Raw genomic sequence first — 14,235 nt, forward strand, 5'->3', positions numbered from 1 at the left:
TTATCTAATGAACAGTGCCGAAGCGGCGTCGTTGGCGACACCGAGGAGGGTCTCCGGGTAGAGCCCCACTCCTACGGTAACCAGCAGGGAAACGGCGATGACGGCCACGGTCCCCATACTGGGCACCGAGATCGCCGGGCCGTCGGCCGCGGGCTCGCTGAAGAACATCAGCACGATGACCCGGACGTAGAAGAACGCGGCGATGGCCGAGGCCACCACGCCCACCACGACCAGGCCGGCCATCCAGCCGCCCATCGAGTCGCCGGGCTGCGTGCCGCTGTTCAGCGCGGCCGCGAACACGGCGTACTTGCCGAAGAAGCCGCTGGTCAGCGGGATTCCGGCGAAGGCGAGCAGGAAGAAGGCGAACACCCCGGCGAGCACCGGCGACCGCTTGCCGAGCCCGGCCCAGCGCGACAGGTGTCCCGCCTCGCCGCCGGGGTCGCGCACCAGCGTGACCACCGCGAACGCGCCGACCGTGGTGATGCCGTAGACCGCCAGATAGAACAGGATCGACTTGAGCGACTGGGCGTTCTGCCCGGCCGAGCCGAACGTCGCCATCACGCCGACGAGCAGGAAGCCCGCATGCGCGATGGAGGAGTAGGCCAGCATGCGCTTGATGTCGGTCTGCGTGATCGCCAGGATCGAGCCGACGATCATCGTGAGGGCCGCGACGGCCCAGATGACCGGCCGCCAGTTCCAGTCCAGGTTGCCCAGACCGACCCAGAACACCCGCAGCAGGGCGCCGACGGCCGCGACGAGCGTGCCGGAGGCCATGAGAGCGGTGATGGGGGTCGGGGCGCCCTGGTAGACGTCGGGCTTCCACGCCTGGAAGGGCGCGGCGCCGATCTTGAACAGCAGGCCGACGCCGAGCAGCGCGAGCCCGGCCATGAGCAGCGGGTCGAGCAGCGCGCCCTTGGCCAGGGCGGCGTTGATCCCGGGCAGCGAGACGGTGCCCGCGTAGCCGTAGATCATGGCGGTGCCGTACAGGAAGAACGCCGAGGAGAACGCGCCGAGCAGGAAGTACTTCATCGAAGCCTCCTGCGACAGCAGGCGGCGCCGGCGGGCCAGGCCGCACAGCAGGTACAGCGGCAGCGACATGACCTCAAGGGCCACGAACATCGTCAGCAGGTCGTGCGAGGCCGGGAAGAGCAGCATGCCGCCGACCGCGAACAGCACCAGCGGATAGACCTCGGTCTGCCCGGCGCCGTTGTCGGCCGCCTCGGCCTCCTCCTCGTCCGCGCTGCCCGGCACGGCCGCCGCCGAGGCCACGAAGTGGCCCTCGTCGTTGATCAGCAGCACCGACACGAACGACAGGACGATGATCACGCCCCAGATGAACAGCGCGGGACCGTCCACCGCGACCGCGCCCATGGCGGCGGCCTGGGTGGGCACGCCGCGCATGACCTGCAGGATGACCAGCGCGAACGCGCCGATCAGGCTGAGCAGCGTGAGCGGGACGTGGATGGACTTGCGCAGGTAGCGGGGCGCGAACGCCTCGACGAGCACGCCGATGCAGGCAGCGCCGAAGATGATCAGCAACGGCGCCAGCGTGCCGTACTCGATCGTCGGCGCTGGGATGACGTCGTTCACTGACCTGTCCCCTTCTCAGCGATGGTGGCAGTGGGTACGTGCACGTTGGTCAGCGTCTGCTGCACGGACGGGTTGATCACGTCGAGCAGCGGCTTGGGGAAGAAGCCGAACCCGATGATCAGCGCGACCAGCGGCGCCAGCACCCAGATCTCCCGGGCGTTGAGGTCCTTGAACGCCTTGACCGGCTCGGCGGTCGGGCCGTTCAGGGTGCGCTGGACCATCCACAGGATGTAGACGGCGGCCAGGATCACGGCCACCGCGGAGATGATCGCGGCCACCGTCAGCGCGCCGGAGCCGTGCGCCTCGCTGGAGTACGTGCCGATCATCACCATGAACTCGCTGACGAAGGACGACAGTCCGGGCAGCGAGAGACCGGCCAGACCGGCGACCAGGAAGAAGCCGGCGAGCACCGGGGCGACCTTCTGGACGCCGCCGTAGTCGGCGATGAACGGCGAGCCGCGCCGGGCGATGAGGAACCCGGCGGCGAGGAACAGCGCGCCCGTGGCGAAGCCGTGGTTGACCATGTAGAGGGCCGCGCCGGACTGGGCGACCGACGACATGGCGAAGACGCCGAGCACGATGAAGCCGAAGTGCGAGATCGACGTGTAGGCGATGAGCCGCTTCATGTCGGTCTGGCCGATGGCCACGATCGCGCCGTAGATGATGCTGATGACCGCCAGGACGACGATCGGCATCGTGAACGCCTTGGCCGCGTCGGGGAACAGCTCCAGGCAGAAGCGGAGCATGCCGAACGTGCCGACCTTGTCGAGCACGCCCACGAGCAGCACGGCGGCGCCGGCCGGGGCCTGGGCGGCCGCGTCGGGCAGCCAGGTGTGCACCGGCCAGAGCGGCGCCTTGATGGCGAAGGCGATGAAGAAGCCGCCGAACAGCCACTTCTGCGTCGTCGGGTCCTTGATGGCCCCGACGAGCGGCTCGAACATGAACGTGCCCTTGTTCGCCAGCACGTACAGGCCGATGACCGCGACCAGCATGAGCAGGCCGCCGAAGAGCGAGTACAGCAGGAACTTGACGGCCGCGTACGACCGCTGGGCGCCGCCGTACGACCCGATCATGAAGTACATCGGGATCAGCATGGCTTCGAAGAACACGTAGAAGAGGAAGACGTCGGTCGCCGCGAAGACGCCGATCATCATCGTCTCAAGGACGAGCAGCAGCGAGAAGTACGTCTTGACCGACCGCTTGGGCGTGATCAGCGTGCCGTCCGCGGTCCTGACGCCGTCGGCGTCGTGCCAGGAGGCCAGGACGACGATCGGCACCAGCACGACCGACAGGGCGATCAGCACCAGGGCGACGCCGTCGACGCCGACCCCGAACTTCACGCCGAAGCTCGGGATCCAGTCGTACTCCGCCTTGAACTGGAAGCGCTCGCCACCGGGCTTGAACCCGGCGGCCATGACGCCCGTCAGCACCATCGTCAGCAGCGAGACCGCCAGCGTGACCTGCTTGGCCAGCTTGTCGCCGCCCTTGGGAAGCAGGGCCACCACGATGGCGCCCACAACGGGCACCGCCATGAGTATCGGGAGCCAGGGTGACATCAGATGTTCCCAACGAGGAGCAGGGCGCCGGTCAGCAGGGCGGCACCGATCAGGATGGACAGCGCGTACGTTCGCGCGAAGCCCGTCTGGAGCCTGCGCAGGCGACCCGAGCTCCCGCCGATGCCTGCCGCCAGACCGTTGACCAGCCCGTCGACGCCGCGGTTGTCGAAGAACACCGCGATGCGGGTCAGCCACTGGCCGGGACGCATGAACAGGGACTCGTTGAGGGCGTCGCCGTACAGGTCACGGCGGGCGAACGTGGTGAGGAAGGAGCCGCGCGGCTGCACCACCGGCACCTGCGCGCGGCCGTAGCGCATCCACGCGTAGGCCGCGCCGACGGCCACGAGCACGAGCGTGGCCAGACCCACCGTCGTGGTGCTGAACACGTGGAACGACGGCAGCTCCTCGGGCAGGCCGACGGCCGGCGAGAGGAACTTCATCAGGCGGTTGTCGTTGATGAGGAAGTAGCCGAGGACGACCGAGCCGACCGACAGCAGGATCAGCGGCAGGGTCATCACCGCGGGCGACTCGTGCGGGTGTGCTTCCTTGTCCCAGCGCTTCTCGCCGAAGAACGTCATGAAGATCATGCGCGACATGTAGAAGCCGGTGATGCCCGCGCCCAGGACGGCCAGCCAGCCCATCCAGGCGCCGTGCTCCATGGCCGTCTCGATGATCCCGTCCTTGGTGTAGAAGCCGGACAGGAACGGGAAGCCGATGATGGCGAGGTAGCCCACCATGAACGTGACGAACGTGATCGGCATGAACTTGCGCAGGCCGCCGTACTTCCTCATGTTCACCTCGTCGTTCATGCCGTGCATGACCGATCCGGCGCCGAGGAACATGTCGGCCTTGAAGAAGCCGTGGGCGATGAGGTGCGCGATGGCGAAGGCGTAGCCCGCCGGGCCGAGGCCCGCGCCGAGCATCATGTAGCCGATCTGCGACATCGTCGAGCCGGCCAGGCCCTTCTTGATGTCGTCCTTCGCGCAACCGATGATCGCACCGGCGAGCAGCGTGGCCACACCGACGATCGTCACGACCAGCGAGGCGACGTCGGACGCCTCGAAGAACGCGCCGGATCGCACGACCAGGTAGACGCCGGCGGTGACCATGGTCGCCGCGTGGATCAGGGCCGAGACCGGGGTCGGGCCCTCCATGGCGTCGAGGAGCCAGGACTGCAGCGGGAGCTGCGCCGACTTGCCGCACGCGCCGAGGAGCAGCAGCAGTCCGATCGCCGTGAGCGTGCCGTCGCCCTGACCTGAGACGACCGCGTGCGTCAGCTTGCCGAAGCTCAGCGTGCCGAACGTGGTCCAGATGATGAACATGCCGACCAGCAGGCCGAAGTCACCGACGCGGTTGACGACGAACGCCTTCTTCGCCGCGACCGCCGCCGAGGGCTTGAACTGCCAGAACCCGATCAGCAGGTAGGACGCGAGACCCACGCCCTCCCAGCCGATGAACAACCCGACGTAGTTGTCGGACAGCACCAGCAGGAGCATCGCGGCGACGAACAGGTTCAGGTACGCGAAGAACCTGCGCCGGTGCTCGTCGTGCGACATGTAGCCGATCGAGTAGATGTGGATCAGCGATCCGACACCGGTGATCAGAAGGGCGAAGCTGATCGACAGCGGGTCGATGAGCAGCCCCATGTCGACCATGCCGGGGATGAACTCGTACAGATGCACGGCCTGGCGACGCTGATCGTCCCCGAGTCCGAGGATTTCGAAGAACGCCAGCACAGCCACGACGAACGAGGCGAGGGACATGGCCACGCCCAGCAGGTGGCCCCACCGGTTGGTGAACCGGTTGAACACCAGGAGGATGAACGCCCCCAACAAAGGGAGAGCGATCATCAACCAGGAGACCCCGATCGCGCCACCGGCGGTGTGCTGGACGATCTCAGCAGGAGATTCCACCAGTCACCTCTTAGTACTTCAGCAGGTTGGCGTCGTCGACGGACGCGGACCTGCGGGTTCGGAAGATCGTCACGATGATGGCCAGGCCGACGACGACCTCGGCCGCGGCCACCACCATCACGAAGAACGCGATGATCTGGCCCTCCAGGTTGCCGTTCTGCCTGGCGAAGGTGACGAACGCGAGGTTGCAGGCGTTGAGCATGAGCTCGACGCACATGAACACCACGATCGCGTTGCGCCTGATCAGCACGCCGAGCGCGCCGATCGCGAACAGCACACCCGACAGGATCAGGTAGTGGGTCGTCACTTGGTCACCTCGTTGGTCGTCTCCTCGGCGTCATCCTCGGCCGTGTGCTTGATGGCCTCGGCGAGCTTCGGGTCCTCGGGGAGGTGGCCGTGCTCGACGTCGTAGCGGGCGATGTAGCGGTTGACCGACGACTCGGCGACCGAGCCGTCGGGCAGCAGCGCCGGCATGTCGATGGCGTTGTTCCTGGCGTAGGTGCCGGGGCCGGGCAGCGGCGAGGGACGCTCGCCGAGGAACCGGGCGCGCGAGAGGTCCTTCTGCGTGGCCTTCTCGGTGAACTTCTCCCGGTGCGCCAGGACCATCGCGCCCAGGGCGGCGGTGATCAGCAGGGCCGAGGTGACCTCGAACGCGAAGACGTACTTGGTGAACAGCAGCAGCGCGATCGAGCGGACGTAGCCGCCCTGCGCCGTGGCCTGCGCCAGGCCCGCCTCACCGGAGAAGATCGCGTTGCCCACCGCCAGGATGATCAGGACGGCGAAGCCGAGGGCCGCGAGGGCGCCCCAGAAGCGCTGGCCCCTCAGCGTCTCCACGAAGGAGTCGGAGGAGTCCACGCCCACCAGCATGAGCACGAACAGGAACAGCATCATGATGGCGCCGGTGTAGACGATGATCTGCACCGCGGCGAGGAAGGGCGCGTCCTGGACGGCGTAGAGCACCGCGAGGCAGAGCATCACGGTGCCGAGCATCAGCGCTGAGTAGACGGCCTTCCTGTTGAAGACCATGCCGAGCGCCGCGCCGACGGATACGACGGCGAGAACCCAGAATGTGATGGTCTCACCCATTGGTTCGTCCCAGCCGGTAGTAGTCCTCTTCGGTCTCGCCGAGACGCATCGGGTGGGGCGGCTGCTCCATGCCCGGCGTCAGGTCCGCGAGGAGCATCTCCTTGGTGTAGATGAGGCTCTCGCGGCTGCTGTCGGCGAGCTCGTACTCGTTGGTCATGGTGAGCGCGCGGGTCGGGCAGGCCTCGATGCACAGGCCGCACAGGATGCACCGCAGATAGTTGATCTGGTACGTGCGCCCGTAACGCTCACCCGGCGAGAAGCGCTCCTCGTCGGTGTTGTCCGCGCCCTCGACGTAGATCGCGTCCGCCGGACACGCCCACGCGCACAGCTCGCACCCGACGCACTTCTCCAGCCCGTCCGGCCAGCGGTTGAGCTGGTGACGACCGTGGAAGCGAGGAGCCGTCGGCTTCTTGACCTCCGGGTAGTTGGTCGTGACGGGCTTCTTGAACATCGTGTGGAAGGTGACCCCGAAGCCCTTGACGGGGTTCAGCCAATCAGTTAGTCCCACTGGGAATCTCCTTGTGCTGCACCCCGTGGTAGTGCGGCAGATCGAGCGGCGGCACAGGGAAGCCGCCGGCCGTCGGCTCGTCGGACAGTTGCTCGAACTCGGCCTCCACCTCGGCCTTGCGCGCCTCCTTGCGCCGCTGGTTGACGGTGTCGAACCGCATCCAGATGGCCAGCGCGCCGACCACGATGACCGCGCCGATCACGATGCCGACCGTCTTGTTGCCCTCGTTGACGACCACGTTGCGAGCCGCGGCGACGAGCAGGATCCAGGCCAGGTTCACCGGGATCAGCACCTTCCAGCCCAGGGACATGAGCTGGTCGTAGCGCACGCGCGGCAGCGAGGCACGCACCCACACGATGAAGCTGAAGGTCAGCACGAACTTGATGAAGAACCACAGCACCGGCCACCAGCCCGTGTTGGCGCCGTCCCACAGGGAGATCGGCCAAGGGGCCCGCCAGCCGCCCAGGAACAGGGTGACCGCGATGCCCGAGGCGGTGAAGGTGTGCAGGTACTCGCCCATCATGATGAGGGCGAACTTCAGGGACGAGGAGTACTCGGTCTGGAAGCCGCCGACCAGCTCGCCCTCGCCCTCGGGGAGGTCGAACGGGATTCGGGCGGCCTCGCCGAACATGCAGATCACGTAGATCACGAACGACGGGATCAGCAGGAAGACAAACCAGCCCTGCTCGCCCTGCGCCTTGACGATCTCGGAGGTGGACAGCGTTCCGGCGAACAGGAAGATCGCCACGAACGACAGGCCCATCGCGATCTCGTACGAGACCACCTGCGCCGCCGACCGCAGACCGCCCAGCAGCGCGTACGGCGAGCGCGACGACCAGCCGGCCAGCACCACGCCGTAGACCGAGATGGCGCCCATGGCCAGCATGAACAGCACCGCCACCGGCAGGTCGACGAGCTGCAGCGGCGTCTGGACGCCGAACAGGTTGACCATCGGCGCGAACGGCACGATCGAGAAGGCCAGGAACGCCGGCACGACCATGATCACGGGGGCCAGCAGGTAGAGCACCTTGTCCACGGTCCGCGGGAAGATGTCCTCCTTCAGACCCATCTTGATGCCGTCGGCCACCGACTGGAGCAGACCGAACTTGCCGGCCCGGTTGGGGCCGTAGCGGTGCTGCATCCGCGAGATCAGCTTGCGCTCGTACCAGACGCCGAACAGGATGCCCAGCATCAGGAAGGCGAACAGCATCACGGCCTTGATGATGGTGATCCACAGCGGGTCCTTGCCGAAGTCGGCGAGGGTGGGATCGGCCGCGAGAACGTGGGTCATGATGCGCTCCCGATCGTGACGATGTCGCCGGCCAGCGCGCGCAGGTCGCGCGTGACCGAGCAGCCGCCGGAGTTCGCCGGCACCCAGACCACCCGGTCGGGCAGGTCGGCGACGCGGACCGGCAGCGTGACCGCGTTGGGGCCGGGGCCGCCGACGACGAGCTTGTCGCCGTCGATGACGCCGATCTCGGCCGCCGTGGCCGCCGACACCAGCGCCTCGGTGGCGCGGGCGGTGCCGGCCAGGTACGGCTCGCCGTCCTGGAGCCTGCCCTCGTCGAGCAGCAGGTGCCAGGTCGCCAGCAGCGCCTCGCCGGCCGCCGGGGCGGCCTGGGCGCGGGTGGCGGTGCTCGGCGCGGCGACGCGGACCCCGCGCCAGGCGCCGAGGCTGGCCAGCTCGCGCCGGACGGCCTTGGCGTCCGGCAGGCCGAGGTGCACGTCCATGCGGTCGGCGAGGTTGCCGATGACGGCCAGGTCGCTCTGGAGGCCGGGCACGCGCAGCGGCGCCTCGAACGAGCGGCCCCTGCCCTCCCAGTTGACGAACGTGCCGCTCTTCTCCTGCACCGCCGCGACCGGCAGCACCACGTCGGCGCGGTCGGTGACGGCGCTGGCGCGGATCTCCAGGCTGACGATGAACGGCGTGTTCTCCAGCGCCTCCAGCGCGGCGGCCGGGTCGGCCAGGTCGTGCGGGTCGACGCCGGCCACGACCAGCGCGTCGATCTCGCCGGCGCGGGCGGCGGCGATGATGCCGCCGGTGTCGCGGCCGGGCACGGCGGGCAGCGAGCCCACGTTCCAGACCCTGGCGACCTCGGTCCTGGCGGCCTCGTCGTCCACGGGACGGCCGATCGGCAGCAGGTTGGGCAGCGCGCCGGCTTCGAGCGCGCCGCGCTCACCGGCCCTGCGCGGCACCCAGGCCAGCCGGACGCCGGAGCCGGCGCCGAGGCGGACCAGGGCCGACAGCGCGCCCGGCACGGTGGCCAGCCGCTCGCCGGCCAGCACGATCGTGCCCTCGGCCAGCGTGCCGACCAGGTCGCCGATCGCGTCGGCCTCGGCGCCCGGGGCGGTGGCGATGAGCGTGCCGCCCATCTTGGCCAGCCCGGCGGAGGCGAACGGCGCGATCGCGGTGACCTTCAGACCCTTCTTCTGCCACGCCTTGCGCAGGCGCAGGAAGACGATCGGCGACTCCTCCTCGGGCTCGAACCCGACGAGCAGCACGGCCGGAGCCTTCTCAAGGTCGGTGTAGCTGATCTCGATGCCCTTGCCGGCGACCGCGTGCGCAAGGAACTGCGCCTCCTCGGCGGAGTGCGGACGGGCGCGGAAGTCGATGTCGTTGCTGCCCAGCGCGACCCGGGCGAACTTGCTGTAGGCGTAGGCGTCCTCGACCGTGACCCGGCCGCCGACCAGCACGCCGGCCCTGCCGCGGGCGGCGGCCAGACCTTCGGCGGCGACCGCCAGCGCCTCCGGCCACGAGGCGGGCACGAGCACGCCTTCCTCGTTGCGCACCAGAGGCGTCTTGAGCCGGTCGGGCTGGGTGGCGTAGGAGAAGGCCCAGCGGCCCTTGTCGCAGTTCCACTCCTCGTTCACCTGCGGGTCGTTGCCCGCCAGGCGGCGGGTCACCCGGCCGCGCCGGTGGTCGGTGCGCAGGGAGCAGCCCGACGCGCAGTGCTCGCACGCGCTCGGCGTGGAGACCAGGTCGAACGGGCGCGCCCGGAACCGGTAGGCCGCGCCGGTGAGCGCGCCGACCGGGCAGATCTGCACCGTGTTGCCGGAGAAGTAGGAGTTGAACGGCTTGCCGTCGGCGACCCGGACCTGCTCCTTGGCGCCGCGCTCGAAGAACTCGATGAGCGGGTCGCCGGCGATCTGGTCGGAGAAGCGGATGCAGCGGGCGCACTGGACGCAGCGCTCACGGTCGAGCAGCACCTGCGTGGACAGCGGCAGCGGCTTGGGGAACGTGCGCTTCTGCTCCTGGAACCGCGACTCGCCCTGGCCGTTCGACATGGCCTGGTTCTGCAGGGGGCACTCGCCGCCCTTGTCGCAGACCGGGCAGTCGAGCGGGTGGTTCATCAGCAGCAGCTCCATGGCCCCGCGCTGCGCCTTCTCGGCGACCGGTGAGGTGAGCTGGGTCTGCACGACCATGCCCTCGGCGACCTCGATCGCGCAGGACGGCTGCGGCTTGGGGAAGCCGCGGCCGTTGCCCGCGTCGGGGATGTCGACGAGGCACTGGCGGCAGTTGGCCGCCGGGTCGAGCAGCGGGTGGTCGCAGAACCGGGGGATCTGGATGCCCAGCAGCTCGGCGGCCCTGATGATCAGGGTGCCCTTGGGGACACTGACCTGGAACCCGTCGATGGTGAGGGTCACCAGGGTGGTTTCTGTTTCTACGACGGTCACTGCTCACCCCAGAGAGTGGACTTCTTCGGGTCGAACGGGCAGCCGCCGATCTCGAAGTGCTTGAGGTACTCCTCGCGGAAGTACTTCACCGAGGAGTGGATCGGGCTGGTCGCGCCGTCGCCGAGGGCGCAGAACGAACGGCCGAGGATGTTGTCCGCGATGTCGGTGATCGTGGACAGGTCCTCCTCGGTGCCCTGGCCCTTCTCCAGGCGCTTGAGCACCTGCTTGAGCCAGTACGTACCCTCGCGGCACGGCGTGCACTTGCCGCAGGACTCGTGGGCGTAGAACTCGGTCCAGCGCAGCACCGTGCGGACCACGCAGGTGGTCTCGTCGAAGATCTGCAGCGCGCGGGTGCCGAGCATCGAGCCCTTGGCGCCGACGGCCTCGAAGTCGAGCGGCACGTCGAGGTGCTCGTCGGTGAAGATCGGCGTGGACGAGCCACCCGGGGTCCAGAACTTGATCTGGTGCCCCTCGCGGATGCCGCCGGCCATGTCGAGCAGCTCGCGCAGCGTGATGCCGAGCGGGGCCTCGTACTGGCCGGGCCTGGTGACGTGGCCGCTGAGGGAGAAGATGCCGAAGCCCTTGGACTTCTCGGTGCCCATCGAGGCGAACCAGTCGGCGCCGTTGCTGATGATCGAGGGAACACTGGCGATCGACTCGACGTTGTTCACGACAGTCGGCGAGGCGTACAGGCCCGCCACGGCCGGGAACGGGGGCTTGAGTCGCGGTTGACCTCTGAAGCCCTCCAGCGAGTCGAGCAGCGCCGTCTCCTCGCCGCAGATGTACGCGCCGGCGCCGCTGTGCACGACGAGTTCCAGGTTGTACCCGGAGCCGAAGATGTCCTCGCCCAGGAAGCCCTTCTCGTACGCCTCGCGCACGGCCGCGTGCAGCCGGCGGATGACGTGCAGCACCTCGCCGCGCACGTAGATGAAGGCGTAGTTGGCCCTGATCGCGAACGCGGTGATGATGACGCCCTCGACCAGCGAGTGCGGGTTGGCCATCATCAGCGGGATGTCCTTGCAGGTGCCCGGCTCCGACTCGTCGGCGTTGACGACGAGGTAGTGGGGCTTGCCGTCGCCCTGCGGGATGAATCCCCACTTCATGCCGGTGGGGAAGCCCGCGCCGCCGCGGCCGCGCAGGCCGGAGTCCTTGACCGCCTGGATGACGGCGTCGGGGTCCATGCCCAGCGCCTTCTTGGCCGCCTTGTAGTCACCGCCGTAGCCGTCGAGGGTGAAGGAGTCGGCCTGGTCCCAGTTGGCGGTCAGGACCGGGGTCAGTGTGGTGCTCATGCCTCGGGGGCCTTCCATCCGTTGGCCTTGGCCACCTTCAGGCCTTCCAGCGAGGGGCCGGCGGCCGACGGGCCGTCGCCCGCCAGGTCGTCGGGCAGGCCCGCGAGCACGCGCGAGGCCTCCTTGAAGGTGCAGAGCTTCTTCGGTCCGCGGGTCGGCCGCACGTCCTTGCCGTCACGCAGGTCGTCGACGAGCTGCTTGGCCGAGTCGGGGGTCTGGTTGTCGAAGAACTCCCAGTTGACCATCATGACCGGGGCGAAGTCGCAGGCCGCGTTGCACTCCAGGCGCTCCAGCGAGATCTTGCCGTCGCCGGTGGTCTCCTCGTGGCCGACGCCGACGTGCTCGGACAGCTCGGCCCAGATCTCGTCGCCGCCCATCACGGCGCACAGCGCGTTGATGCAGACGCCGACGTGGTAGTCGCCGGCCGGCTTGCGCTTGTACATCGTGTAGAAGGTGGCCACGCCGGTGACCTCGGCCTTGCTCAGGCCCAGCATCTCGGCGCAGAACTCCTTGCCGTCGTCGGAGACGTAGCCGTCGGCCGACTGCACGAGGTGGAGCAGCGGCAGCAGGGCGGACCGCGTCTTGGGGTAGCGGCCGATGATCTCCTTGGCGTCCTGTTCGAGACGCTCGCGGACTTCCGGTGAGTAAGTCACCGGTCCACACCTCCCATGACGGGGTCGATAGAAGCCACCGCGGCGATCACGTCGGCGACCTGGCCGCCCTCCGCCATGGCGGGGAAGCCCTGCAGGTTGCAGAAGGAAGGCTCGCGGAAGTGCACGCGGTACGGGCGGGTGCCGCCGTCGCTGACGACGTGCGCCCCGAGCTCGCCCTTGGGCGACTCGATGCTCGCGTACGCCTGGCCGGCCGGGACCCGGAAGCCCTCGGTCACCAGCTTGAAGTGGTGGATCAGGGCCTCCATCGAGCTGCCCATGATGTGCGCGATGTGGTCGGGCGAGTTGCCGAAGCCGTCGGGGCCGAGCGCGAGCTGCGCGGGCCAGCCGATCTTCTTGTCCTCGATCATGACCGGGTCGCCCTTGAGCGGGCCCGCGATGCGGTCGAGAGCCTGCTCGATGATCTTGAGCGACTCCTCCATCTCCCGCATGCGCACGAGGTAGCGCGAGTAGACGTCGCAGCCGCGCTCGGTGGCGACCTCGAACTCGTACGTCTCGTAGCCGGAGTAGGGCTGCGACTTGCGCAGGTCCCAGGGCAGCCCGGCGGCGCGCAGGATCGGGCCGGTGATGCCGAGCGCCATGCAGCCGGTCAGGTCGAGATAGCCCACGTCCTTGGTGCGGCGCACGTAGACGGGGTTCTCGTCGAGGAGCTTGCGGATGTCCTTGATCCGCTTGGGCATCTCCTTGAGGAACTCGCCCACCTTGTCGACCGCGCCCGCGGGCAGGTCGACGCTGACGCCGCCCGGCCTGACGTAGGCGTGGTTCATGCGCAGACCCGTGATGTACTCGAACAGGTCCATGATCATTTCACGGTCGCGGTAGCCGAACAGGAACGGCGTGGTCGCGCCCAGCTCCATGCCGAACGTGCCCATCGCGACCAGGTGCGAGGCGATGCGGTTGAGCTCCATCATCATCACGCGGATGGCCTGCGCCCGCTCGGGCACGCGGTCGGTGATGCCGAGCAGCTTCTCCACGCCCATGCAGTACGCGGTCTCGTTGAAGATCGGCGAGAGGTAGTCCATGCGGGTCACGAACGTGGTCCCCTGGGTCCACGTCCGGTACTCCATGTTCTTCTCGATGCCGGTGTGCAGGTAGCCGATGACGCTGCGCGCCTCGGTGACCGTCTCACCGTCGAGCGTCAGGACCAGGCGGAGCACGCCGTGCGTGGACGGGTGCTGCGGGCCCATGTTGACGACCAGGCGCTCTTCCTCGGTGTCGCGCGCGCCGCCGACGACCTCGTCCCAGTCTCCGCCGGTGACCGAGTAGACCTTGCCCTCTGTCGCCTCGTCATAAGCGGTGCTCATGAGTAAGACCTCCTCTGGTCCGGCGAGGGGATGGTGGCGCCCCGGTACTCGACCGGGATGCCGCCGAGCGGGTAGTCCTTGCGCTGCGGGTGACCGTCCCAGTCATCCGGCATCATGATCCGGGTGAGCGACGGATGGCCGTCGAAGACGATTCCGAAGAAGTCGTACGTCTCCCGCTCATGCCAGTCATGACCAGGGTAAACGCCCACGGTGGATGGAATGTGCGGGTCGGTGTCCGGTGCGCTGACCTCCAGGCGCACGCGCCTGTTGTGGGTGATCGAGCACAGGTGGTAGACGGCGTGCAGCTCCTCGCCCTTCAGGTGCGGGTAGTGCACCCCGGAGACGCCGAGCGACAGCTCGAAACGCAGGGCCGGGTCGTCGCGCAGCTTCTGGGCGACCTCCACCAGACGCTCGCGGCGGACGTGCAGGGTCAGCTCGCCGCGGTCGACCACGACGCGCTCGATGGCGTCGTCGAGGGCGAGGGCGTCGACCAGCTCGTCGAAGTAGCCGCCGTACGGGCGGGGCGTGGAGATCTGCGGCGCCCGGCGGACGACGAGACCGCCGTAGCCGGAGGTGTCGCCGGAGTCGTGCGCGCCGAACATGCCGTGCCGGGCGACGGGCGCCTCGGGGACGGCCGGGACCG

The 14,235-nt window shown here is 68.6% G+C and carries 12 protein-coding genes; all 12 read right to left on the reverse strand.

Annotated elements, in window-relative coordinates; all coding sequences use genetic code 11:
* Entirely contained in the window at positions 1 to 1,590 is a 1,590-nt protein-coding gene (nuoN, locus tag AB0C33_RS20695) for an NADH-quinone oxidoreductase subunit NuoN (protein WP_358290238.1), read from the reverse strand.
* A complete protein-coding gene (locus tag AB0C33_RS20700) occupies positions 1,587 to 3,146 on the reverse strand; it encodes an NADH-quinone oxidoreductase subunit M (RefSeq protein WP_352322502.1) in 1,560 nt (519 codons plus the stop codon). Before AB0C33_RS20700 ends, nuoN begins: the two co-directional genes overlap by 4 nt.
* Positions 3,146 to 4,996 (reverse strand): NADH-quinone oxidoreductase subunit L, encoded by a 1,851-nt coding sequence (nuoL, locus tag AB0C33_RS20705; protein ID WP_358290765.1) that lies wholly within the window; start codon positions 4,994 to 4,996, stop codon positions 3,146 to 3,148. Before nuoL ends, AB0C33_RS20700 begins: the two co-directional genes overlap by 1 nt.
* A 73-nt stretch (positions 4,997 to 5,069) precedes the next feature.
* Positions 5,070 to 5,366 carry an NADH-quinone oxidoreductase subunit NuoK gene (gene nuoK / locus AB0C33_RS20710; protein WP_352322504.1) on the reverse strand — a complete coding sequence of 99 codons (297 nt, stop codon included), beginning with the start codon at positions 5,364 to 5,366 and terminating at the stop codon, positions 5,070 to 5,072.
* On the reverse strand, positions 5,363 to 6,145 hold the full coding sequence (locus AB0C33_RS20715) for an NADH-quinone oxidoreductase subunit J (protein ID WP_352357243.1): 783 nt from the start codon (positions 6,143 to 6,145) through the stop codon (positions 5,363 to 5,365). Before AB0C33_RS20715 ends, nuoK begins: the two co-directional genes overlap by 4 nt.
* A complete protein-coding gene (nuoI, locus tag AB0C33_RS20720; protein ID WP_352357245.1) occupies positions 6,138 to 6,653 on the reverse strand; it encodes an NADH-quinone oxidoreductase subunit NuoI in 516 nt (171 codons plus the stop codon). The genes AB0C33_RS20715 and nuoI overlap by 8 nt, the downstream gene beginning before the upstream one ends.
* Positions 6,640 to 7,944, reverse strand: a complete 1,305-nt coding sequence (gene nuoH, locus AB0C33_RS20725; RefSeq protein WP_352322507.1) for an NADH-quinone oxidoreductase subunit NuoH — start codon at positions 7,942 to 7,944, stop codon at positions 6,640 to 6,642. Before nuoH ends, nuoI begins: the two co-directional genes overlap by 14 nt.
* The gene (locus tag AB0C33_RS20730; RefSeq protein WP_358290242.1) at positions 7,941 to 10,328 is read right to left on the reverse strand and encodes an NADH-quinone oxidoreductase subunit G; all 2,388 of its coding nucleotides are present in this window, start codon (positions 10,326 to 10,328) and stop codon (positions 7,941 to 7,943) included. The genes nuoH and AB0C33_RS20730 overlap by 4 nt, the downstream gene beginning before the upstream one ends.
* Positions 10,325 to 11,617, reverse strand: a complete 1,293-nt coding sequence (gene nuoF, locus AB0C33_RS20735) for an NADH-quinone oxidoreductase subunit NuoF (RefSeq protein ID WP_352322509.1) — start codon at positions 11,615 to 11,617, stop codon at positions 10,325 to 10,327. Before nuoF ends, AB0C33_RS20730 begins: the two co-directional genes overlap by 4 nt.
* A complete protein-coding gene (nuoE, locus tag AB0C33_RS20740; RefSeq protein ID WP_358290245.1) occupies positions 11,614 to 12,270 on the reverse strand; it encodes an NADH-quinone oxidoreductase subunit NuoE in 657 nt (218 codons plus the stop codon). The genes nuoF and nuoE overlap by 4 nt, the downstream gene beginning before the upstream one ends.
* Positions 12,267 to 13,592 carry an NADH-quinone oxidoreductase subunit D gene (locus tag AB0C33_RS20745; RefSeq protein WP_358290248.1) on the reverse strand — a complete coding sequence of 442 codons (1,326 nt, stop codon included), beginning with the start codon at positions 13,590 to 13,592 and terminating at the stop codon, positions 12,267 to 12,269. The genes nuoE and AB0C33_RS20745 overlap by 4 nt, the downstream gene beginning before the upstream one ends.
* Positions 13,589 to 14,194: an NADH-quinone oxidoreductase subunit C gene (locus AB0C33_RS20750; protein WP_358290768.1), complete on the reverse strand. Its 606-nt coding sequence runs from the start codon at positions 14,192 to 14,194 to the stop codon at positions 13,589 to 13,591. The genes AB0C33_RS20745 and AB0C33_RS20750 overlap by 4 nt, the downstream gene beginning before the upstream one ends.
* Positions 14,195 to 14,235: the final 41 nt, after the last annotated feature.

This window comes from Nonomuraea sp. NPDC048881 (assembly GCF_040649795.1).
Taxonomy (GTDB): Bacteria; Actinomycetota; Actinomycetes; order Streptosporangiales; family Streptosporangiaceae; genus Nonomuraea.